Below are 22,542 nucleotides of genomic sequence, written 5' to 3'. Positions count from 1 at the left end.
CCCCCCCCCCGCTCAGCCCCCCCCCGGGCGGGTGGTGGCATAAACTCGACCCCCCCCGCGCCGCCCGGGTGCGCTCCTACGGGTTCGGTGGTGGTGCGGTCACTGCGATGCCTATCGCCCTGCCGATCTATCGCGCATGGACAGGCTGGTATCGTTGTCGCTGAATTCGCCCTGGAGTCGACGATGAAGTATCTGTTGAGCGCGGTCTTGTGCGTCGCGGCCCTGAGTGCCTGCACCGACCGCGAGGCGCAACGCAAGGCGCAGGAAACCGCGCAGGCGCAGGCGAAAGAAACCCAGGCCGATGCGCTCGCCAAACAATACGACGAAGCCGTCCAGGCGCAGAACTGGGACATGGCGCGTGCACATGGCGCGGCCTTGCTCGAAGGCTATGCCGGGACGGCGGCCGCAACGCGTATCGAACCCGGGTATGCCGACATCAAGGCCAAGGGCGAACAGGCGCGCGAGCTGCGCCGCATGCAGGCGCTCTGGCAGTACTCGCAGGTGCCCGCAAAGGGCGGCACGCAGCGCTCGGCCATGATCGATGCCAAGGAGCGCGTGGATGTGGATGGCAGCGGGCCCAAGCCGGTGAGCCTGGTGTTCCGCGATCATCCGCAGTGGAAGCGTCACAGCTATCTCGTGCTCAAGGCCGGCGACTTCAATTGCTACGGCGGCTGCAAGGTGCAGGTCTCCGCCGATGGCGGCGCACCACGCGCGATGGCCGCGCATCGCCCCGATACCGACGAGGCGATCGCCATGTTCATCGACGACGACAAGGCGTTGTGGAAAGTGGTGCGCAACGCCAAGCGCATCAGCATCGCCTTCCCGGTCAAGGCCGGCGGCACGCGGACTGCGGAGTTCGACGTGGGCGGGCTGGATACCGCCCAGATGCCGGGCTGGAAATAATCCATGGATGGCGCAAGCGCAGCCCGACTACCGTTGTCCGCCTACCGGCACTGGGTGTTCGACATGGATGGCACGCTCACCCAGCCGGTGCACGATTTCGCGTTGATCCGGCGCGAGTTGGAGATCTCACCCGAAGACGACATCCTGCATCACCTGGCCGCATTGCCCGCCGAGCAGGCGCAGGCCAAGCACGCCTGGTTGCTGGAGCACGAGCGCGCTCTGGCTGAAGCGGCCCAGCCTGCGCCCGGCGCGCAAGAAGTGGTGCGCGCGCTGCATGCCGATGGCTGCCGCCTCGGCGTGCTGACCCGTAACGCGCGCAGCCTGGCGCAGATAACGCTGGAGGCGATCGGCCTGAGCGATGCCTTCGCCTGGGACGACCTTGTCGGCCGCGATGAGGCCGCGCCCAAGCCCGCGCCCGACGGCCTGCAGTATTTCCAGCAGCGGTGGGCAGTGAGCGCCACTGCATTGCTCATGATTGGCGACCACCACAACGACCTGGCCTGCGGCCGCGCCGCTGGCGCAGCGACCGTGCTGGTCAATACCCCCGGCGACCCCTGGCCCGGCCTGGCCGATTGGCGCCTGCGCGATTGCAGCGAACTGTTACAGCGCTGGCAGGCCCGCGTAGACGGCTGACGTTGCATCAGTCGCGTCTCGGCGACGGGAGAGCAATGACGCTGGACCGCCTTGTACACGTCGATCAACCAATAGCTCCTCTCCCCACGGGTGAGGGGTTGGGGTGAGGGCATGGAGGCGAAGCCCTGCTGCTGCTTCAACTGCATGAGGCTGCGCCCGTACCCGCATCAGCCCCTTCGGGGCACCTTCTCCCGGGGGAGAAGGAACAGACGTGTGGCGCCGCGCTCTAGCCCCTCTCCTCGCGGGAGAGGGGTTGGGGTGAGGGTACGGGGGCGAAGCCCTGGTGCCGCTTCAACTGCATGGGGCTACGCCCGTACCCTCATCCGCCCCTTCGGGGCACCTTCTCCCGAGGGGAGAAGGAACAGACGCGTGCTCCCGAGGGGAGAGGAATAATGCGTGGCACCGCGCTCTAGCCCCTCTCCCTGCGGGAGAGGGGTTGGGGTGAGGGTACGGACCAAGCGCCGTCCGTCAGATCCCCAGGATCTCGCTTCAAAAGCGCACAACGGCAAACGCATCGACGGCGGTAGCGGGGCACCCCTCGTCCGCCCCTCGGGCGCATTCCTCTAACTGCAAAACAAACGCAGGTGTCGGCGTGCTCGGCTCGTTGTCGTTGTCGTTGCTGGTGCAGCAACGTCGCCAATTCGTTGTCATCTCATTCGCCGCCATCTCCAGAAACCCTAGGCTCCGGAAAACGTCTGGCGTCATACCGACCAAGTGTCTCTACCGCGTACCACCGAAGCGCCTCCGCCCAATCTGTTCCATCGCTGCTACAGCACGCTCGGCGCAAAGTGTGCCAAATCCGATACACCTCTCGCGCTGCATTCACTGCGTCCATACAAGGCCCTGACACAGCAAGGTGCTGCGACGCAACAACGCACTGGCACGCGCTGTGCTCTGTCCTATCGCGGTACCCACCCGTTTGCGCCGTGGTTGCGTGCATCAAACGCCAGTGGCTGTTCGTTCGATTGGATTGTTCACCGAGAGGGGTAGACGCATATGCACCAATCTTCCTGTCGCAGCGTCCGCAGCGGCGCGCTGCTGATGCTTGCGCTGAGCGCTGTGTTGGCCGGTTGCAAAAAAGAAACGCCGGCAGAAACCGCCGCGCCCGCACCTGCAGCCACACCCGCCGCGGCGCCAGCCGCCGCCGTGGTCGATACCGATAGCGAATTCACCGCCAACGCCAGCAATGCCGACAACTGGGGTGGCGTGGGTCGCGATTTCGCATTGACCCGGCACAGCCCGCTAGCCGAAATCAATCGCGACAACGTCAAGAATCTGAAGATGTCTTGGGAAATGAAGACCGACGCCACGCGCGGCCACGAAGGCCAGCCGCTGGTGATCGGCAGCATCATGTACATGGTCAGCGCGTATCCGAACAACGTATTCGCGATCGACCTGGCCGCGCAGGAGGACGGTGGCAAGGTGTTGTGGAAATATACCCCGCAACAGGACGAACGCTCGGTGGCGGTGGCCTGCTGCGATACCGTCAACCGCGGTGCGTCGTATGCCGATGGCAAGCTGGTGTTCGGCAGCCTGAGCGGCGATGTGATTGCGCTCGATGCCAAGACCGGCAAGGAAGTGTGGAAGCAGAAACTCGCGCACCCGGACAAGGGCGAAACCATCACCATGGCGCCGATCATCGCCGATGGCAAAGTGGTGGCCGGCATCAGCGGCAACGAGTTCGGCGTGCTCGGGCGCGTGGCGGCCTACAACCTGTCCGATGGCAAGCAGTCATGGTCCTGCGATGCCGCCGGTACCGACAAGGCGATCTGCCTGGGCCCGGACTTCAATAAGGCCAATCCGCAACACGGCCAGCTCGGCGATCTGGGCATCAAGACCTTCCCCAACGACGAATGGAAGCGCGGTGGCGGTGCGGCCTGGGGCTGGTACAGCTACGACCCGAAGTTGAAGCTGGTCTATTACGGCACCGGTAATCCCGGTCTGTGGAGCCCGTCGTATCGCTGCGGCAAGACCTCGCATGAGGAATGCAACAACGGCGAGCACGACAACAAGTGGTCGATGACGCTGTTCGCGCGCAAGATCGATACCGGCGAAGCGGTGTGGGGCTATCAGAAGACCCCGTTCGACCAGTGGGATTACGACGGCATCAACGAGCCGATCCTCGTCGATCTGACCATCGACGGCAAGGAAGTTCCATCGGTGGTGCAGTTCGATCGCAACGGCTTTGCCTATGTGCTCGATCGTCGCGACGGCACCTTGCTGCGCGCGCACAAGTTCGTGCCGGCCAACTGGGCCGAACGCATCGACATGAAGACCGGTCGCCCGGTGAAAGTGGCGGCGCATTCCCCGCTGGAACGCGGCAAGAAAGTGCAGGCATTCCCCTCGGCCATGGGCGGCAAGGATCAGCAGCCGTGCTCGGTGGATCCGGCCAATTCGGCGGTGTTTTTCTGCGGTACCAATAATTGGCACATGGAACTGGAACCGCAGGAACGCGGCAACACCATGATGGGCCTGCCGTATGTATTCGCCAACGTGATGATGAAGCCCAATGAGCCGGGCGCTCTGGGTATCGTCAAGGCGTTCGACGTGGTGGAAGGCAAATCCAAGTGGGAGATCAAGGAAAAGTTCCCGGTGTGGAGCGGCACCCTGGTCACCGATGGCGGGTTGGTGTTCTACGGCACGCTCGACGGCTGGTTCCGTGCGGTGGACAAGGACACCGGCAAGAAGCTGTGGGAGATGAAGTTGCCGTCCGGCATCATCGGTAACCCGATCGCCTACAAGGCCAATGGTCACCAGTACGTGGCGGTGTTCTCGGGCATTGGTGGCTGGATCGGCCTGCCGGTGGCTGCCGGTCTGGATCCGGCCGATCCGTACGGCGCGCTGGGTGCTGCCGGGCTGGCGTTTGGCGCCGGCTTCGACAAGATCCCGCTCGGTGGCATGGTGCACACCTTCCGTATCGATGGCGCCGGCAAGACGGTGACCGCCACGGCAACCGCCACTGCGGCCGCCGGTGGTGGCACCGCAAATGCAGCAGCGAAGACTGCACGATGAGATCCACGCAAGGCGTTGGACGCACACGTCGGCAGATCACTGCCGGCGTGTGCGGCATGACCCGGCACCTGCGCAAGGTGCTGGTGGTTTGCAGCCTCGGACTCGTCGCCGCAGGTTGCACACGCGAGCCGTCTTCACCGACGGCTCGCGCTTCTGATTCCGATGCGGCGCCTGCAGCGGCGCCTGCATCCACTGCAGCTCCAACCTCCGCGCAGACGCCCGCAAACACGCCGCCGCCTGCGCCCGATCCGACGGTGCTGCGTGTGTGTGCCGATCCGGGCAACATGCCGTTGTCCAACAAGGCTGGCGAAGGGTTCCAGAACAAGATTGCACAAGTCGTCGCCGATGCGATGGGCCGTCGCCTGGAATACGAATGGCGCACCTATTACCAGCGCGGGCTGGCGCGCAGCACGATCAACGCCGGCCGCTGCGATCTGCTGATGGATCTCAACAGCGACTTCGAGCAGGGCCTGACCACACGCCCGGTGTATCGCTCGGCCTATGTGCTGGTGACGCGCAAAGGTTTGAATCTGGTGCCCACATCGCTGGATGATCCGGCGTTGAAAAAACTGCGGCTGGGCGTGTTTCAGAGCTCGCCCGCGCGGCAGGCTCTGTACGAGCACGGCATCAGTGGCGAAGTGCAATACCTGTTCTACGACTCGGCCACCGCACCGGAAGAACATCCGGGCAAGCTGGTGGAGCGGGTGGCCGCCAATGAACTGGATGCGGCCGAATCCTGGGGCCCGGTGGCCGGTTACTACGCTGCGCGTAGCAATCTGGGCGTGGTGCCGTTGAACACCATCGACGACGCGGTACTGGAATACTCGATGGCGTGGGCGGTGTCGCGCAAGAACGCCGCATTGCGCGATGCGCTGAACACTGCGCTGCAAGACAATGCGGTAAAGATCGCCGAGATTCTGCGCAGTTATCACGTGCCGCTGGTGCGTTGCAGCGAGTGCATCGTGGCTGGCGATCTGCCGTCGCATGGGCCGTACGCCACACCGACCTCCGCCTCGACTGCACCGAGCCCTGCTGCGTCGTCGCAGGAGCTGGCCCAGTTGCAGTTACGCATCGCCGATGGTGCTGACCCCAACCAGGAGCTGGCGCATGCGCTGGATGCCGGCGACGCAGTGCGTGCGGCCTGGTTGTTGCGGCATGGCGCCGATGCCAACACGCCCAACCTGCTTGGTGAGCCGCCATTGCATCAGGCCATCCGCAATCAGGAACCGGATCTGGTCGGGCTGTTGCTGGATGCCGGCGCGCGCCTTGATGCGCGCGATGCCAGCGGTTGGACTGCGCTGATGAAAGCCGCATGGGCCAACGATGCCGATAGCGTGACCCGGCTGGTAGGCAAACGCGCGCCGATCGATACGGTGTCCGGCGATGGCTGGAGCGCACTGGATCTGGCGGTCTCGTATGCCGACGTCAGCGTGGTGCAGGCACTGCTGGCCGCGGGGGCGAATGTGAAGCGTGCCAATCCCACCGGATTCACCCCGGTGATGTTCGCAGTGGCGCGCGACGACCCCGCGATTCTCGATGCGCTGGTTGCACGTGGCGCCGACGTGGGACATGCCAATCAGGCGGGTGTCACCGCCTTGATGCTGGCCGCAGCCGCCGGGCGCGAGGACGTCGCCAAGCGTCTGCTGGCGGCCGGTGCCGACCCTGCGGCGCGCAACCGCGATGGCAAGACCGCCGCGACGTTGGCGCAGGACCGCGGCGATGCCGCGTTGGCTGCACTGCTCAGCGAGGCCAAGCGCCCTTCCAGACGCTGAGCGTTTCATCCACCGCGTGCACGGGGTGCGCGGTGTTCCCTCCGATCAGAAAGGTTCGTTCATGCGTAAGTCCACCGTGGGTTGTATCGATCGTTCCATGCGCGCAGCGCTCTGTGCGTTGTTGCTGAGCACACTGCTGGCCGCGTGCGGAAAAGAGACTCCGCCGGCACCGGCACCCGACGCGGCGCCATCGCCTGCCGCCAGCGCACCGGCCGCCGATGCCGCCGCGCCACCGCCGCCCGCAACTGCCTCCGCAGCGACGCCCAATCCGGTCGCAGGCCCTGCGCCGGATCCGGCCACGCCGCCCGCACCCCCGGCCGCGGTGACGCCGATCCCGAAGGGACCGGAGGTCAAGGTCACTCCCGAGCTGATCGCCGAAGGCAAGAAGATCTATTTCTCTGCCGGCTGCAATGCCTGCCACGGCGGCACCGGTGGCGGCGGCATGTGCCCGCCGTTGACCAATGACATCTGGGTCTACGGCAGCGATGACGACACCCTGCGCACGCTGATCAGCGAAGGCACCGCGGCCATGATCACGCACGGCAAGACGCGGGTCGGGCATGAAAGAGTGGTGGGGCAGATGCCGCCGTTTGCGCCGGTGCTCAAGCCGGGCGACACCGAAAAACTGCTGGCCTTCATCCATTCGATCAACAAGACCGCGGGCAAGGCGCAATGAAGCAAGGCGCACTGCGCTCGCCGATCGGTCGCTGGCGGCGCACCTGTGCAGTGATTGCATCGGGTGCGCTGCTGTTGGTCGCCGGTTGCCAGCGCGATGCGGCCGCACCGGATGCTGCAGCCACTGCATCGCCTGCTGTCTCCACCAGTGCGGCACCGGCGCCGGCAGCATCGCCGGTGTTGGCATACGTGCCCAACCAACGCAGCGGCACGGTGTCGGTGATCGACACCGGCACCGATACGGTAGTGCGCACGCTCAGTGCGCAAGGCCAGCTCGGCAAGCGTCTGCAGCAGGTGTTGCCCGGCCCGCAGGGCCATTTGTATTTGATCGATGCCGAGCATCACCGGTTGATTGAACTCGACACCGCCAAGGATACGGTATTGCGGCAAGTGGACATCGGCGAAAACGCCGAAGGCATCGCGTTGTCGCCCGATGGCACGCAGTTCGCCGTGTGTGTGGAAGGGCAGAACCAGGTGATGTTGATCGATGCGGCACAGTTCCGTGTGCAGCAGGTCATCGCCACGCGTGGGCAGGCGCCGGAGCATTGCGCATACACGCCCGATGGGAAGTGGCTGCTCACCAGCAACGAAGGTTCCAACGACATGGACATGATCGAGCTGGCCACGCGTCAGTCGCGCGGCGTGGTCGCCACCAGCGGCCATCCGCGCGGCATGGCGTTCGCACCCGATGGCCGCAGCGTCTATATCGCGCAGGAGACTGCCAACGTGGTGGATGTGATCGACCTGCAGACCCGTACGCGCCGCGCCAGTTTGCCGGCCGGCGTGCGCACTGCCGGCGTGACACTGTCGGCCGACGGCACGCGGCTGTACGCGTCCAACGGCGGTGCCGGCACGGTCAGTGTGATCGATACCACCACTGCACGCAGTCTGGCCGAGATTCCGGTCGGATTACGGCCCTGGAATCCGGCGCTCACGCCCGCCGGCGACAAGTTGTACGTGGCCAATGGCCGTTCCAATACCGTGAGCGTGATCGATACCGCGAGCATGCGCGAACTCAAACAGATCCCCGTCGGCGAACTGCCGTGGGGCGTGGTCATCGCGCGCTGAGTGCCGGCCATGCCGATACGCGCCGGGGAGGCGGGATGAAGACACGCGCTGCGGTCGCCTGGGGCCCGCATCAGCCGTTGACCATCGAAGAGGTGGACCTGCAGCCGCCGCGCCCCGGCGAAGTGCTGGTGCGGCTGGTTGCCACCGGCATCTGCCACGGCGATGCGCATGCGCTGGCACACGGGCATGCGAGCAGCTTTCCGGCGATTCTGGGCCAGGAGGGCGCGGGGATTGTCGAAGACGTGGGCATCGGCGTGACCAGCGTGCGTGCCGGCGATCATGTGATCCCGCTGTACATGCCCGAATGCGGCGTCTGCAAGTTCTGCCGCTCCGGGCGCACCAACCTGTGTCAGGCGATTCGCAGCAGTCAGGAACGTGGCCTGATGCCCGACGGCAGTAGCCGGTTTTCATTGAACGGGCGTCCGATCCTGCACCACATGGGCACCAGTACGTTCTCCGAATACACCGTGTTGCCGGAGATCGCGGTGGCGCGCATCCATCCGGATGCGGCACTGGATCAGGTCTGCCTGCTCGGTTGCACGGTCACCACCGGCGTTGGCGCGGTGCTCAACAGCACGCATGTGCGGCCGGGCGATTGCGTGGCGGTCTTCGGGCTGGGCGGGATCGGCCTGTCGGTGGTGCAGGGCGCGGTGCTGGCGCGGGCCGGGCGCATCATCGCGGTGGATATCGACCCGGGCAAGTTCGCATTGGCGCGCGCGCTGGGCGCCACCGATTGCCTGGACCCGCGCGACTACGGCGCACCGATCCAGCAAGTGATCGTGGACCTCACCGATGGCGGCGCCGACCACAGTTTCGAATGCGTGGGCGACGTCGGTGCGATGCGTGCGGCACTGGAGTGCTGCCACAAGGGCTGGGGCGAGAGCGTCATTCTCGGTGTGGCCGACGATGCGCAAGAAATCAGCACGCGGCCGTTTCAGTTGGTGACCGGCCGGGTGTGGCGTGGCAGCGCGTTCGGCGGGGTGAAAGGACGCAGCGAGTTGCCAGGCTATGTGGAGCGTTATCTGCATGGCGAGATCCAGTTGGCACCGCTGATCACCCGTACCCTGGCATTGGACGACATCAATCAGGCGCTGGCGGATCTGCGCGCGGCGCGCGGCATCAAATCGATCGTGCTGTATTGAAGGAGACGACATGACGTCGACGCATGACTTGCTGGGCCACCGCAGTACCTCGCCGCTTCGCACCGCTCGCCCTGGATCCGATGCACTGCAACGCCATCGGCTTGCCTGCGCCTGTGCAGCGCTGCTGTGCGCTGGCACGATCGGCCCCGCACTGGCTGACGGCACCCCGCAAGTCACCTGGCTGGATCGCATCGAAGTCACTGCCACGCCCATCCCCGGCACCACCATCGACGCGGCGCAATTGCCGTACATGGTGCAATCGGCGACCAATGCGGAGTTGTCGCGTGGGCGCAGCAACAACATCAGCGATCTGCTGCAGCGGCGGTTTGTCGGTGTGGATGGTAACGATGTGCAGGGCAGCGCATTTCAGAACGACCTCACCTTCCATGGTTTTCGCGCATCGGCCTTGCCGGGCGCCTCGCAAGGTGTGTCGGTGTATCTGGACGGCGTCCGCGTCAACGAACCGTTCGCCGATATCGTCAGCTGGGACATGCTGCCCGAATCCGCCATCACCGCCGTCACCCTGATGCCCGGTTCCAACCCGTTATTCGGTCCGAATACGCTCGGCGGCGCGGTGGTGCTGTCCACCGCATCCGGACTCACTGCACCGGGACTGCAAGGCGAACTGAGCATCGGCAGCGGCGCGCGCAAGCGGCTGGATGCCAGTTATGGCATTGCCGGCGGCGATGGCTGGCATGGCTTTATCGCAGTGACCGGTTTCGACGAAAACGGCTGGCGCGATGCCTCCGAAGGACGTCTGGGCACGGTGTTCGGCAAGCTCGGTCGGCAAGGCGATGACACCGACTGGAGTCTGTCGCTGCTGCACGGGCGCAGCCGCCTGATCGGCAATGGACTGTTGCCCGATACCAGCTACACCGACGAAGGACCCGAGCCAGGCCTGTACCGTGCCGACCGCCGCGCGGTGTATACCTCGCCCGATCTCACCCGCAATCGCAATACGCTGCTGACGGCGCAGTTAGACCACCGTTTCGATTCGGACACCGCGCTGCATGCGCTGGCGTATTCGCGCGTTGGCCGGCGCGACACCGTCAATGGCGATATCGGCGAGGACTACGAAGAATTTGTCGAAGAATGCGCCTCCGGTTACGCCGCCGACGGCAGCGCGCTGGATGCCGATTGCGAGGTGGCGCGCGCCGATGCCGATGCGCTGCATACCGGCGCCCTCAACACCACCCAGATGCGGCAGGAAGCGCAGGGGCTTGCGATCAACCTGAGCAAACAATGGGGAGCGCATGCGCTCAGTGCCGGTGTCACCTTCGATCGCGGTCATGTGCGTTACCGGCAATTCGCCCGCGATGGCTGGGTTCAGCCGGACCGGTCGGTGCTGGCAGATCCCGATGTCGAGCGTGCGTTCTTCTCTGGCGTGCGTGGCAGCACCAAAACGTTGGGCGCCTTTGTCGCAGACACCTGGGAGCTGGACGCGGCCACCCATCTCACCGCCGCAGTGCGCTGGAACCGGGTGGTGGTCGACAACATCCTGTCCACCGCCGAGGACGGCGACCGCCCGCGCGAGCGCTTTGTCTACGCCAAGGCGAACCCATCGCTGGGGCTCACCCATCGACTCGACTCCGGCCTCACCGTCTACGGCTCGGTGGCGCAGAACACGCGCGCGCCGACCGCGATCGAGCTGGGGTGCGCCGACCCCACCCAGCCGTGCCGGCTGCCGACCGGCCTGCAGGCCGATCCGCGCCTGGAGCAGATCGTGTCGCGAACCTATGAGCTGGGCGCGCGCTGGTCGCCCTGGGCCGACAGCAACGCCACCGTGTCGGTGTACCGCGCCGACAATCGCGACGACATTTTGTTTCTGCGTGCGCCGGACACGCAGCTTGGCTACTTCGATAACGTCGGTCGCACCCGCTATCAGGGCGTCGACGCTGCGCTGCACCTGCGCAGCGGCGATTGGCAATGGTCGGCGGGGTACAGCTATCTGGACGCGACCTATCGCAGCGACGGCGAACTGCTGTCCGGCGAGCGTGTGATCACGTTGCGGCCCGGTTTACGGATCGCCGCGCTACCCCGGCATAACCTCAAGCTCGGGGTGGAGTGGCAGCGTGATGCGCTGACGTTGGGCGCTGGCGTGCGCGCGGTGTCCGGGCGCGTGGCCAGCGGCAACGAAGATGGGCAGGTCGACAATGCCGAAGCGGGCGAGCCCGCACCGCAGCGCATCGATATCGGCACCGCCGGCTATGCGCTGGTCGACCTGCAGGCGCGTTGGGCCATCAGCACGCGCGTGTCGGTCTTTGCGCGTATCGACAACCTGTTCGATCGCCAGTACGCCACCTATGCCGCGGTGGCCGAAGATGTGTTTCCCGATGGCGAACTTGCCCGCCCGCAGAACGCGCCCGTCGAAACAGGCCCGGCACGCTTTCTGGCGCCGGGCGTGACCAGGCAGTATCTGATCGGGCTGCGCTGGGCGTTGTGAGTTTGGGGCGGGGATTCGGGATTGGAGATTCATGAGGCGTCAGCACCAGCCGCGCTCCGCGTTATCTGGAGGGTCGCGCGTCGCGCTGGTCGGAGGCGCGGTGCCCTCACCGCTCGCGGGACACGCCGTGAACCCGTCCCTGGGGGCTCGGTGGCGGCATTCATGCCGCCACACGGTCCCGCAAGCGGCGAGGACACCGCACCAGAACGTTGGTCGGTGGTCGCGTGAAAGCTGCTTGTAGCGCGTTGCACATCAAACGTTGCGCCGGCACGTGATGACCCGACAACGCGCATCAAGCACTGCTCCTACCGTGCACACCGACCATCTCCACTGGTCCTTGCTCGCCCACTGTCGCGGGACCTTACGCGGCATGGATGCCGCGTAAGAGCTTACAAGGACGTACTTGCAGCATGTCCCGCGAGGGTGGGCGGGCAAGGACCCTGCAGCCAAGCCACAGATCATCCGCTCCGCAATCGCGGCACGTAGCGTGCCGCATGGCGCACCAAGCCACAGCGGTGCCGCCTGATGGCGAAAAAAATTGTGTTAATCGCTCTAAATAGCAGCGCCAAGCCACCGCTTTGGCTTTGACGTATCCCCAATCCCAAATCCCCGCCCCTCCATCAGCCCGTATCCAACCCATGTTTGCGCAGCTTGCGATACAGCGTATTGCGGCTGATCCCCAGTGCGTCGGCGGTGCGGCTGACATTCCAGCGATGGCGTTCGAGTTGTTGCTGCAATACCAGGCGTTCGGCCTGATCCAGCGCCACCCGGCCAGGCATGTCGTCGGCGGCCACGGCACGGCCATCGACCAGGCACGGCGCGCTGCCGGCATCGACGATTTCCTGCGGCAGGTTCGGCAGGCGGATGACGCCGTCGCTGCATAACACCGCTGCGGTGCGCAGCACATTGCGTAACTGGCGCAGGTTGCCTGGCCAGGCGTAGCTGAGCAGTTTGTGCATCGCCTCTTCGCTGATGCGTACGCTGCGCTCTGCGTTTTCTTCGCGCAGCAAGGTACGGATCAACTCCGCTTTATCGCTGCGCTCGCGCAGTGGGGGTAGATGCAACACCACGCCGTTTAGCCGGTAATACAAGTCCTCGCGAAACTCGCCTGCTGCCACGCGTTGCGCCAGGTCGCGATGGCTTGCACTGATGACGTGCAGCTCCAGCGGCACCGCACGTTCGCTGCCCAGCGGGGTCACGCATTGTTCTTCCAGCACGCGCAGCAGGCGGCTTTGCAATGGCAGCGGCATATCGCCGATTTCATCCAGAAACAGCGTGCCGCCGCTGGCCTGCAGTAATTTGCCGTGCCGTCCTTCGCGCGCCGCGTCGGTGAAGGCACCGCGTGCGTAACCGAACAACTCGCTTTCGATCAGCGCCTCGGGAATGGCGGCGCAATTGATCGCGACAAACGCGCCGCTGGCCCAGGGCGAGCCACGATGCACCGCCTTGGCGAATTCTTCCTTGCCGGTGCCGGTGTCGCCACGCAACAGGATCGAAACGCGGTGCGCGGCCAGTTTCAGCGCATTGGCCAGGTTGTGGCGCATGCGCGGATCCGAACCGACGTGCTCGCTTGGTTGCAATTCGGAATCCGGTGCGGCCTGCGCCGGCCCGCCGACTGCCGGTAGCGCCGGGCGGGCGCGTGGCGGGCGCACCAGCGCATAGAAGCGCCGCCCATGGCAGGCGCAGCGGATCGACCACAGGGTGCCCGCGTCGCTGCCGGCCCGGTGTTCGATGGTGTCGAAGTCCAGCTGCATCACCTGCGAGATATCGCGACCCACCAACTGGCTGCGATCGATCTTGCCCAGTTGCTCCAGCACCGCTTCGTTGACCGCCAGCACGCGGCCATCGGCACCGATGGCGATCAATGCCTCGTGCAACAAGCCGGCGAACTCGGGGCGGCTGTGAAAGCGCAGGATGAACGCATGACCAAACTGATTGAGGAAATGCGAGCGCGAAATCTGTGCGGCCGACATGCTCACCAAGGCCACGGTATGGCGCTGGATCTGCTTGCTGTCCTGCGCATTGGGGGTGGAGGCATCCAGCACCGCCAGTAGCCCGCCGTGCGGGTCCAGGATCGGCGCGCCGCTGCACGACAGCGGTAAATGCCGGGTCAGATAGTGTTCGCCGCGATGCACGCTGACCGCCGTGCGCTCGGCCGCGCACGTGCCCAGACCGTTGGTTCCCTGGTGGCATTCGGCCCAGCTGGCGCCACAGAACAGCCCCGCCTGGCGGAACTCGCGCAGCAGGGTGGAGTCGTGCACGCTGTGCAGCACGGTGGCGTCGGCATCGCCAAAGATCACCGCATAGCCGCTGCCGGCGATCTGCTCGTACAGGTTTTCCATTTCCACCTTGGCGATGCGCAGCACCTCGCCAAGCCGCTGCTGGCGCTCACGCACGTGCAGGGCGTCGTGCACCAACGGTTCGGGCGTTGCCTCGGGCAGCAGCGCGTAGTCGTCCAGGCAACGCCGCCACGACCGCGACAGCGGTGGCGCCAGCGGCGCAATATCGCGCAGCCGTCTGATCTGCCGGAGTACATCCGGTTCGATCTCCGGCAGCGTGATGGAAGGAGCGGCGACAACGCTTGGCTCGGACATGGGCCAGCGTTCCTCAGTGGGCGCGAAACGTCAGTAGAGGCACAAACCGCTCCTATGCTCAAACCGCATTGCAGCAAACTGCGCCGCGCTGCTCGCAATACGTGCATCGATGAGGGGCCCAGGATGCCTGAGGCCACGACGGCGTTTTGGGCGATAAGGGTCGAGCTCGGTCGACGCGCAGCTTGCTCGGCGGGGCGAGGAGCGTGCGCGTTTAGCGCTGAGAGCGGCTAACAAAGCGCAGCGAGCGGTCGTCAGACGGGTGTGGAGGGCGTGCTCAGAACCGGACTCTACGAGCGGCATGGCGCGCACTGAGCGCTGGCCGCGGCAGCCGCTTGGAGGCTGCGCAAGCAGTCTTTAGCGGGGCGCCCGCGTCGCAAAGGCCGCCTTGGGGCGGAGTACGGGCCGGCGCGGTGACCCTGTTCGAAGCGAGTGTGTCGTTCGAGCTGCGCGAGGCTTCGCGCAGACCGGCATCTGCCGCTGCGAGGCCCCTTCTCCCGAGGAGAGAAGGGGGACCTAGCCGGCGCCAGCGCCGGCATCGCAGATGCGGGCCGGGCGCCGAGCAAGCGCTGGAGTGGGAGCTGACGGTGCGCAGCCGAGGTGTCGCACCGATGCCGCTCCGGGCATTTTTACAGCGCGTAGCCGAACTGCTGTTTGAACTGATCGTTGAATTCGGCGAAGTCGAAGCGCTGGTTCTGGGTGCCGGGGTGCTCCACCTTCAATGCGCCCATCAGATTGCCCATGCGCCCGATCGTCAGCCAGTCGTAGTTGTGCTGGATGCCGTAGATCAGGCCGGCGCGGAACGCATCGCCGCAGCCGGTGGGGTCGACCACGCGGCGCTCATGCGCCGGCGGAATGTCGTAGGTCTTTTCGGGCGTGTGCACCAGCGCGCCCTTCGGGCCCTGCGTGGTGATGTAGGCCTGCACGCGCGACACGATGTCCTTCTCGTTCCAGCCGGTGCGTTCCTGCAGCAGGTTGGACTCGTAGTCGTTGACCACCACGTAGTCGGCCTGCTCGATGAATTCACGCAGTTCCGGGCCGTTGAACAACGGCATCGCCTGGCCGGGGTCGAAGATGAAAGGAATGCCGCCGGCAGCGAACTCTTCCGCGTTCTGGATCATGCCTTCGCGTCCGTCCGGGCCGACCAGGCCCAGGGTCACGCCCGGCACGTCACGCACGTGGTTCTCGTAACTGCGCATCATCGCGCCCGGATGGAAGGCGGTGATCTGGTTGTTGTCGTGATCGGTGGTGATGAAGGCCTGCGGGGTGAACAGGTCATCGATGATCTTCACGCGCGACAGATCGATGCCCAGCGTTTCGAAATGTTCGCGGTACGGGCCGAAATCCTGGCCTACGGTGCCCATCGGAATCGGCGCGCCGCCGAGCAGATGCAGGTTGTAGGCGATGTTGCCGGCGCAGCCGCCGAACTCGCGGCGCATGCGCGGCACCAGGAACGACACATTCAGGATGTGCACCTTGTCCGGCAGGATGTGATTCTTGAACTGGTCCGGGAACACCATGATGGTGTCGTAGGCGAGGGAACCACAGATCAGTGCGGACATCGAGTCAGGCCTTTGCGTAAGGAAATACCCGCCAGTTGCCGGCATGGCGGCGGGACGGCGCCAACGCCGCGGCGCAAAGGGTAACGGCTGCGACCGATCAGAGCCACAACCGCGTGCCATGCCCGGCGTGACCGCCACATGAAAACCGGGCCGGAAACACCGATTTTTCCTTGCCCGCACCGGGGGGGATTGCTAGGCTAGTGGACTTCGTTTTCTGCCCAAAATTTCGCCAGTCTGGCGGCGGGCACGCGACTTACCCAGGAACAACTCCCTCGATGTTCAAGAAACTGCGCGGCATGTTCTCCAACGACCTGTCCATCGATCTGGGCACGGCCAATACGCTGATCTACGTGCGCGGACAGGGCATCGTGCTGAACGAGCCATCGGTGGTTGCGGTGCGTCAGGACCGCGCAATCGGCGGGACGCGCTCGGTGGCTGCCGTCGGCGCGGAGGCCAAGCAGATGCTCGGTCGTACCCCCGGCCACATCACCACCATCCGCCCGATGAAAGACGGCGTCATCGCCGATTTCACCTACACCGAAGCGATGCTGAAGCACTTCATCAAGAAGGTGCACAAGTCGCGCTTCCTGCGCCCCAGCCCACGCGTGCTGGTGTGCGTGCCGGCCGGTTCCACCCAGGTGGAGCGCCGCGCGATCAAGGAATCTGCGGAAGAGGCCGGTGCGCGCGACGTGTACCTGATCGAAGAACCCATGGCCGCTGCCATCGGTGCCGGCATGCCGGTGACCGAAGCGCGTGGCTCGATGGTCATCGACATCGGCGGCGGCACCACCGAAGTGGCGGTGATCTCGCTCAACGGCATCGTCTATTCGCAGTCGGTGCGCGTGGGTGGCGACCGCTTCGATGAGTCGATCACCAACTACGTGCGTCGCAACCACGGCATGTTGATCGGCGAAGCCACGGCCGAGCGCATCAAGTTGCAGATCGGCTGCGCCTACCCGCAGGACGAGGTGCAGGAGATGGAAATCTCCGGCCGCAACCTCGCCGAAGGCGTGCCGAAGATGATCAAGATCAACTCCAACGAAGTGCTCGAAGCGCTGCATGAGCCGTTGTCGGGCATCATCTCCGCAGTGAAGCTGGCGCTGGAGCAGACCCCGCCGGAACTGTGCGCCGACGTCGCCGAGCGCGGCATCGTGCTCACTGGTGGCGGCGCGCTGCTGCGCGACCTGGACCGTCTGATCTCCGAAGAAACCGGCCTGCACGTGCAGGTGGCCGATGACCCGCTGACCTGTGTGGCCCGCGGCGGCGGCCGCGCGCTGGAGCTGGTGGACATGCACGGCAACGAGTTCTTCGCGCCGGAATAATGGAGCTGGGAATGGGGAATCGGGAATGGGGAATCGTCGCGCGGCTCCCCGCCTCTGGCCTTGCGTGGTCACTGCGCATTCCCGTCCGCGTATCCCTTAGCCCTTCCGTGGGCAGCACATTGCCCACCGATTCCCCATTCCCGATTCTCCATTCCCGGCCCTGAAAGTGCCCTCCTACGCCGGTCCTCCCGTCGCCTCCCGTCCGGGCGAAGTCACCTCCACGCTGCGGCTGCTGGTCTATCTGGTGCTGGCGATCACGTTGATCGCGCTCGATAGCCGCGGCAGCTGGCTGAGTCAGGTGCGAATGCAGGCCAATCTGCTAATCCAGCCGATCTGGGCAGTGGCCGGGTTGCCAGGGCGCATCGGGTCGCAGGTGCGCGACAACGCCGCAACGCACGCGCAACTGGTGGAAGAGACCCGCGACCTGCGCAATCAGCTGCTGGTCGCCAACGCCCGCCTCACCCGGCTGCAGACCGCTGCGCTGGATAACGCCCAGTTGCGCGAGCTGCTCAACGTGGCCGAGCGCCGTGGCCTGGACGTGCAGCTGGCGCCGATCCTGGATATCGACCTGGACCCGACCCGCCAGCGCTTGCTGCTGGACGCCGGCAGCCGCGATGGCGTGTTGATGGGCCAGGCGGTGATCGATGCCGGCGGCCTGATGGGCCAGGTGATCGAAGTGACCCCGCTACATTCGACCGTCTTGCTGCTGACCGACCCCGACCACGCGGTGCCGGTCAGCGTGGCGCGCAACGGCGTGCGCCTGATCGTCTACGGCCGCGGCGACCGGCTCGAATTGCGCGACATCCCGCTGAGCGCCGGCGTGCAGGTGGGCGACGAGATCGTCACCTCCGGCCTGGGCGGCCGCTTCCCGGCCGGCTTCCCGGTGGGCAAGGTTTCCGAGCTGCATCCCGACGACACCCACGCCTTCCTGGTCGGCGAGCTGACCCCGGCCGCCAAACTCGACCGCGGCCGCGACGTGCTGTTGTTGCGCGCCGGCAAGCCGCTGCGGGTGGTGCCGGGAATGGGGAATGGGGAGTCGGGAATGGGGAATGGCAACGTCAATGGTAATGGCGTCGCGGCGCCTGCCGCCGCGACGGTGACCGCACCGCCCCGCACGCCAGCGAGCGGAGTGTCCGACGCGGCGATGGATACCGCACGCCCGACGGCGGGCGCAGCATCGGGCACCGGCACCGGCACCGGCACCGCTCAGGGCACCCAGTCCGCGTCGACACCTGCCGCGCCCGGCACGCAGCCGTCCAGTGCGCCAGCGTCCGGCCGCCCGGCCAGCACGCCCGCGCGCACGACGGCGTCGAATGCATCCAACATCCCGATGCCTGATTCGCGTCCTGCTTCGCCGCAGGGCTTGCGGGCAGCCGGAACGAGGAATGGCAACGGCACGCAGTCGCCAGCTGGCCGTGCGAACGATGCGCCGCCGCCGCAAGGCACCGCTCCTGCCGATTCCCGACTCCCGACTCCCGATTCCCGTGCGTCTCCACCGGAGACGGACCAATGACCCGCATGCGCAACACCTGGATCCTGCCGGTGAGCCTGCTCATTGCGCTGGTGCTGGGTCTGCTGCCGTTGCCGGAGGTGGTGCAGCCGCTGCGCCCTTACTGGGTGGCGCTGGTGCTGGCCTACTGGGTGATCGAGGAGCCGGATCGGGTGGGCTTGGGTGTGGCCTTCGTGGCCGGCGTGCTGGCCGATCTGCTGTACGGCGGACTGCTGGGCGAGCAGGCGCTGCGGCTGGTGATCATGACCTTCATCCTGCAGCGCTTCCGCGCGCGGATGCGGTTTTTCCCGGTGTCGCAGCAGGCGCTGGCGATCGGCGGGCTGCTGCTCAACGACCGCATCGTGTCTTCGGCGGTGCATCTGGCGATCGGCGAGCCGACCCTGCCGTGGAGTTACTGGTGGGCGCCGCTGCTGGGCATGGCGCTGTGGCCGCCGTTGTTCGTGTTGCTGGATGCGGTGCGCTTGGGCAAGCGGGGCAAGAAGTAGCCCATGCACGGTCGGCGCCAACCCAAGAACCCGCATGCCGAGGCCGAGCAGTTCCGCCGCCGGGCGGTGCTGGGGTTTGTGATGGTGGTGATCTGCCTGGTCGGCCTGGGCGGGTGGTATTTCAAGCTGCAGGTGCTCGACCACGAGGTCTACGCCACCCGCTCGGAGGCCAATCGCATCAAGCCCAAACCGGTGGTGCCCGGGCGCGGCATGATCTACGACCGCACCGGTCGGTTGCTGGCCGAAAACGTGCCGGCGTTCCGGCTGGACGTAACCCCGGACAAGGTCGCCGACATGGGCGCCATGCTGGCCGCGCTGGGCAAGGTGATCCCGATCGCGCCAGAGGATCTGGAGCGCTTCAACCGTGAGCGCCGCGCGCGCCGCAGCTTCCTGCCGGTCACCCTCAAGCTGCGCATGAGCGATGAAGAGATGGCGCGCTTTGCGGTGGAGCGCTGGCGCTTCCCCGGCGTGGAGCTGGAGCCGTATCTGACCCGGCGCTACCCGTACGGGCCGTTGTTCGCGCACATCATCGGCTACGTCGGCCGTATCGACGAAAAAGACCTCGCGGTGCTGGGCGAGGGCAATGCCGCGCTCACGCATATGGGCAAGTCCGGCCTGGAGCGCTATTACGAACAGGACCTGCGCGGGCAGGTCGGCTACGAGCAGGTCGAGACCAACGTGCAGGGGCGGGCGATCCGCACCGTCGGCCGCGTCGCGCCGCAGTCGGGTGCGGATCTGCGGCTGTCGGTGGATGCCGATCTGCAGCGCGCAATGGTGGCGGCGTTCGGCGAACACGAAGGTGCGGCCATTGCGATGGACCCGCGCACCGGCGAGATCCTGGGCATGGTCAGCCTGCCCAGCTACGACCCCAATCTGTTCGTCAACGGCATCTCGCATACCGACTTCAAGATGCTCAACGACAACCCGTCGCGGCCGCAGTTCAACCGGCTGGTGCTCGGTGGCGTGGCGCCGGGTTCCACGCTCAAGCCGCTGATCGCCCTGGCCGGCCTGGATAGCGGCCTGCGCCGGCCGGAAGACCGGGTGTTGTCCACCGGCATGTTCTATCTACCCGGCGTCAGCCGCGGCTGGGGCGACTCGCACCGTGGCGGCCACGGCTGGACCGATCTACGCAAATCCATCGCCCAGTCGGTCAATACCTACTACTACCGCCTGGCGGTGGACATGGGGGTCGAGCGCTTCGACCATTACATGGGCGGATACGGCTTCGGCGCGCCCACCGGGGTGGATTTGCTGGGCGAAATCGGCGGCATCCTGCCGTCGCCGGCCTACAAGTACAAGAGCCGCAAGGAGCGGTGGTACCCCGGCGACACCGTCAACATCGCCATCGGCCAGGGCGACTGGAAGGTAACTCCGTTGCAGCTGGTCCGCGGCGTCTCGGCGATCGCCAGCGGCCTGCTGCTGCGCCCGCATCTGGTGCTGGAAGAACGCACCGGCTTCGATCACCCCTGGCAGCCGATGATCCAGCCGCCGGGTAAGCCGGTCAGCCCGAATCCGGCGCATCTGCAGGTGGTGCGCGAGGGCATGATGGACACCATGCGCCCGGGCGGTACCGGCTACGCCATCACGCCCGGCGCGCCGTACCAGATGGCCGGCAAGACCGGCACCGCGCAGGTGGTCAGCCGCAAGGGCGTGGCCGCCGTGGACCCGCGCAGTCTGCCGATGCATCTGCGCCATCGTGGTCTGTTCGTCGGCTTTGCGCCGGCCGACAACCCGGTCATTGCGGTGGCGGTGGCGGTGGAGGGCGGTGGTTTCGGTACCAGCTCGGCAGCGCCGATTGCGCGCAAGATTTTCGACGCCTGGCTGCTGGGCAAGATGCCTGCGGGCATCCTGCCGCTGGACAGCGAACTCGGCATGACCGCCGTTGGCGTCAACCAGTTCGAAGCCGGCGCCACCGATGCACGTGCGGCCGGCGATGCGGCTGCCGCCACGCTGGAAGAATTGCCGGTGGTGATCGGCCAGGCCGCCGTTGCGCTGGATCCCAGCACGCCCGCGCAGCCGGTGATACCGGATGTGCCGGATGCGGTGCAGGAGACCGATCATTGAGTGACATCCTGCGCTGGTTGGCGGACATGGCCGCGCGTTTTACGCGCAGCCTGGACTGGGTGCTGTGCCTGGCGCTGGGCGCGTTGATGGTGATCGGCCTGTCGGTGCTCAAGAGCGCCGGCGGCACGGCCAACGGCGATCATCTGGTGATGGCGCAAGGCATCCGCTTCGTCATCGGCGTGGCCGCGATGTGGGGCATCTCGCGCATGTCGGTGCTGCGCCTGCGCGCCTGGACCCCGTGGGTGTATGGCTTGTCGATGCTGCCGCTGCTGGCGGTGTTCGCGCTAGGCACCGGCAAATACGGCCGGCAGTGGCTGGATCTGAAAGTGTTCTATCTGCAGCCGGCCGAGCTGCTCAAGATCAGCCTGCCGATGATGGCGGCCTGGTATCTGCACCGCATGCCGTTGCCGCCGCGTATCTCCACCGTGTTGGTCACCTGCATGATCATCGGCGTGCCCACCGCGTTGATCATGTTGCAGCCGGACTTCGGGACCGGCGTGCTGATCGCCGCCAGCGGCGTGTTCGTGCTGCTGCTGGCCGGCCTGCCGTGGTGGTGGGTAGCCGTGGGTCTGGGCGGCGTGGCGGCGGCGGCGCCGATCGCCTGGTTCTGGCTGCTGCGGCCGTACCAGAAGGACCGCATCATGATGTTCCTCAACCCCGAGAACGACGCGCTCGGCGCCGGCTGGAACATCATCCAGTCCAAGATCGCGATTGGCTCTGGCGGGTTGGATGGCAAGGGCTGGGGGTTGGGCTCGCAATCGCATCTGAACTTCATTCCCGAACAGACCACCGACTTTGCGTTCTCGGTGCTCAGCGAAGAATTCGGCTGGATCGGCGTGGCCACCGTACTGACGCTGTATCTCATCGTCATCGGCCGCTGCCTGTGGATCGCCTCGCAGGCGCGCGACACCTATTCGCGCCTGGTCGCTGGCGCCACCGGTCTGGCGTTCTTCGTCTACGTGCTGGTCAACGGCGGCATGATCTCCGGCCTGCTGCCGGTGGTCGGCGTGCCCATGCCCTTGATGAGTTACGGCGGCACCTCGGCGGTGTCGTTGCTGGCCGGATTGGGCCTGGTGATGGCAGTGAAGGCGCACCGGCCGGTGCACGGGTACTGACGCATAGCGTCATGCCGTTGGCGCGTTGCATCGCGTCAACCCACGCGCAAGCGGCATGCTCCGCATTGCAACGCCGACTGATGCGACACGCGTGTGTCACCGCGTCGTCAATGTAGCGATGGCATCGCGTTTTTGCGCGCTGCGTTGCAATGACGACACCTCGACGTAGGGTGGCTTCGCTCGGGCGGCATCCGGTTCGCTCGCGTTCTGCATGTGCGATGTGTGCTCCGTAGAGTCCGCTATGC

Annotated in this window: 15 protein-coding genes and 1 other RNA gene; 13 read left to right on the top strand and 3 right to left on the bottom strand. The window is 66.0% G+C overall.

Features of this window, described 5'->3' with window-relative positions:
- Window positions 1-183: 183 nt before the first annotated feature.
- The 8 genes from ABQZ00_RS17080 to ABQZ00_RS17045 all read left to right on the top strand — a co-directional run bounded on the left by ABQZ00_RS17080 (window position 184) and on the right by ABQZ00_RS17045 (window position 11,648).
- Window positions 184-903 carry a hypothetical protein gene (locus tag ABQZ00_RS17080; RefSeq protein ID WP_323538678.1) on the top strand — a complete coding sequence of 240 codons (720 nt, stop codon included), beginning with the start codon at window positions 184-186 and terminating at the stop codon, window positions 901-903.
- Between the two features lie 3 nt (window positions 904-906).
- Complete coding sequence (locus ABQZ00_RS17075; RefSeq protein ID WP_323538679.1) at window positions 907-1,536, top strand: HAD family hydrolase; 630 nt, start codon at window positions 907-909, stop codon at window positions 1,534-1,536.
- 996 nt (window positions 1,537-2,532) lie between these two features.
- The gene (locus ABQZ00_RS17070) at window positions 2,533-4,548 is read left to right on the top strand and encodes a methanol/ethanol family PQQ-dependent dehydrogenase (RefSeq protein WP_323519027.1); all 2,016 of its coding nucleotides are present in this window, start codon (window positions 2,533-2,535) and stop codon (window positions 4,546-4,548) included.
- Window positions 4,545-6,320: a quinoprotein dehydrogenase-associated putative ABC transporter substrate-binding protein gene (locus ABQZ00_RS17065; protein ID WP_323538680.1), complete on the top strand. Its 1,776-nt coding sequence runs from the start codon at window positions 4,545-4,547 to the stop codon at window positions 6,318-6,320. The genes ABQZ00_RS17070 and ABQZ00_RS17065 overlap by 4 nt, the downstream gene beginning before the upstream one ends.
- Window positions 6,321-6,345: 25 nt before the next feature.
- Window positions 6,346-6,996 (top strand): c-type cytochrome, encoded by a 651-nt coding sequence (locus ABQZ00_RS17060; RefSeq protein WP_323538681.1) that lies wholly within the window; start codon window positions 6,346-6,348, stop codon window positions 6,994-6,996.
- Entirely contained in the window at window positions 6,993-8,063 is a 1,071-nt protein-coding gene (locus tag ABQZ00_RS17055) for a beta-propeller fold lactonase family protein (RefSeq protein ID WP_323538682.1), read from the top strand. Before ABQZ00_RS17060 ends, ABQZ00_RS17055 begins: the two co-directional genes overlap by 4 nt.
- Before the next feature lie 35 nt (window positions 8,064-8,098).
- Window positions 8,099-9,205 carry an S-(hydroxymethyl)glutathione dehydrogenase/class III alcohol dehydrogenase gene (locus tag ABQZ00_RS17050; protein WP_055850603.1) on the top strand — a complete coding sequence of 369 codons (1,107 nt, stop codon included), beginning with the start codon at window positions 8,099-8,101 and terminating at the stop codon, window positions 9,203-9,205.
- A gap of 10 nt (window positions 9,206-9,215) precedes the next feature.
- The gene (locus ABQZ00_RS17045; protein WP_323538683.1) at window positions 9,216-11,648 is read left to right on the top strand and encodes a TonB-dependent receptor; all 2,433 of its coding nucleotides are present in this window, start codon (window positions 9,216-9,218) and stop codon (window positions 11,646-11,648) included.
- 620 nt (window positions 11,649-12,268) lie between these two features.
- Here ABQZ00_RS17045 and ABQZ00_RS17040 read toward each other — a convergent pair.
- The 3 genes from ABQZ00_RS17040 to ABQZ00_RS17030 form a co-directional block, all read right to left on the bottom strand.
- Complete coding sequence (locus ABQZ00_RS17040) at window positions 12,269-14,242, bottom strand: sigma-54-dependent Fis family transcriptional regulator (protein ID WP_115584715.1); 1,974 nt, start codon at window positions 14,240-14,242, stop codon at window positions 12,269-12,271.
- 225 nt (window positions 14,243-14,467) lie between these two features.
- Window positions 14,468-14,542: non-coding RNA, sX9 sRNA (locus ABQZ00_RS17035), on the bottom strand.
- A 326-nt stretch (window positions 14,543-14,868) separates the two neighbouring features.
- Complete coding sequence (locus tag ABQZ00_RS17030; RefSeq protein WP_005990298.1) at window positions 14,869-15,801, bottom strand: carbohydrate kinase family protein; 933 nt, start codon at window positions 15,799-15,801, stop codon at window positions 14,869-14,871.
- Window positions 15,802-16,076: 275 nt separating this feature from the next.
- On the opposite strand from ABQZ00_RS17030, the gene ABQZ00_RS17025 reads away from it, so the two are divergent.
- The 5 genes from ABQZ00_RS17025 to rodA all read left to right on the top strand — a co-directional run bounded on the left by ABQZ00_RS17025 (window position 16,077) and on the right by rodA (window position 22,297).
- Window positions 16,077-17,123 carry a rod shape-determining protein gene (locus ABQZ00_RS17025; protein ID WP_006452025.1) on the top strand — a complete coding sequence of 349 codons (1,047 nt, stop codon included), beginning with the start codon at window positions 16,077-16,079 and terminating at the stop codon, window positions 17,121-17,123.
- Between the two features lie 166 nt (window positions 17,124-17,289).
- Entirely contained in the window at window positions 17,290-18,636 is a 1,347-nt protein-coding gene (mreC, locus tag ABQZ00_RS17020) for a rod shape-determining protein MreC (RefSeq protein WP_323538684.1), read from the top strand.
- Window positions 18,633-19,118, top strand: a complete 486-nt coding sequence (gene mreD, locus ABQZ00_RS17015) for a rod shape-determining protein MreD (RefSeq protein WP_115512611.1) — start codon at window positions 18,633-18,635, stop codon at window positions 19,116-19,118. Before mreC ends, mreD begins: the two co-directional genes overlap by 4 nt.
- Window positions 19,119-19,121: 3 nt before the next feature.
- Window positions 19,122-21,182: a penicillin-binding protein 2 gene (gene mrdA / locus ABQZ00_RS17010; protein ID WP_323538685.1), complete on the top strand. Its 2,061-nt coding sequence runs from the start codon at window positions 19,122-19,124 to the stop codon at window positions 21,180-21,182.
- Entirely contained in the window at window positions 21,179-22,297 is a 1,119-nt protein-coding gene (gene rodA, locus ABQZ00_RS17005; RefSeq protein WP_055850614.1) for a rod shape-determining protein RodA, read from the top strand. The genes mrdA and rodA overlap by 4 nt, the downstream gene beginning before the upstream one ends.
- Window positions 22,298-22,542 lie beyond the last annotated feature (245 nt).

Origin of the sequence: Xanthomonas sp. WHRI 10204 (assembly GCF_040202875.1) — a bacterium.
In the GTDB taxonomy this organism is placed as follows: Bacteria; Pseudomonadota; Gammaproteobacteria; order Xanthomonadales; family Xanthomonadaceae; genus Xanthomonas.
Note: the sequence above shows the minus strand (reverse complement) of the source record. Positions and strands in the feature narration are given on the sequence as shown.

Excerpts from the sequence above, each read along its gene's own strand:
- ABQZ00_RS17080 (WP_323538678.1), top strand. The coding sequence starts at position 184 with ATGAAGTATCTGTTGAGCGCGGTCTTGTGCGTCGCGGCCCTGAGTGCC.
- ABQZ00_RS17075 (WP_323538679.1), top strand. The coding sequence starts at position 907 with ATGGATGGCGCAAGCGCAGCCCGACTACCGTTGTCCGCCTACCGGCAC.
- ABQZ00_RS17070 (WP_323519027.1), top strand. The coding sequence starts at position 2,533 with ATGCACCAATCTTCCTGTCGCAGCGTCCGCAGCGGCGCGCTGCTGATG.
- ABQZ00_RS17065 (WP_323538680.1), top strand. The coding sequence starts at position 4,545 with ATGAGATCCACGCAAGGCGTTGGACGCACACGTCGGCAGATCACTGCC.
- ABQZ00_RS17055 (WP_323538682.1), top strand. The coding sequence starts at position 6,993 with ATGAAGCAAGGCGCACTGCGCTCGCCGATCGGTCGCTGGCGGCGCACC.
- ABQZ00_RS17050 (WP_055850603.1), top strand. The coding sequence starts at position 8,099 with ATGAAGACACGCGCTGCGGTCGCCTGGGGCCCGCATCAGCCGTTGACC.
- ABQZ00_RS17045 (WP_323538683.1), top strand. The coding sequence starts at position 9,216 with ATGACGTCGACGCATGACTTGCTGGGCCACCGCAGTACCTCGCCGCTT.
- ABQZ00_RS17040 (WP_115584715.1), bottom strand. The coding sequence starts at position 14,242 with ATGTCCGAGCCAAGCGTTGTCGCCGCTCCTTCCATCACGCTGCCGGAG.
- ABQZ00_RS17030 (WP_005990298.1), bottom strand. The coding sequence starts at position 15,801 with ATGTCCGCACTGATCTGTGGTTCCCTCGCCTACGACACCATCATGGTG.
- ABQZ00_RS17025 (WP_006452025.1), top strand. The coding sequence starts at position 16,077 with ATGTTCAAGAAACTGCGCGGCATGTTCTCCAACGACCTGTCCATCGAT.
- mreD (WP_115512611.1), top strand. The coding sequence starts at position 18,633 with ATGACCCGCATGCGCAACACCTGGATCCTGCCGGTGAGCCTGCTCATT.
- mrdA (WP_323538685.1), top strand. The coding sequence starts at position 19,122 with ATGCACGGTCGGCGCCAACCCAAGAACCCGCATGCCGAGGCCGAGCAG.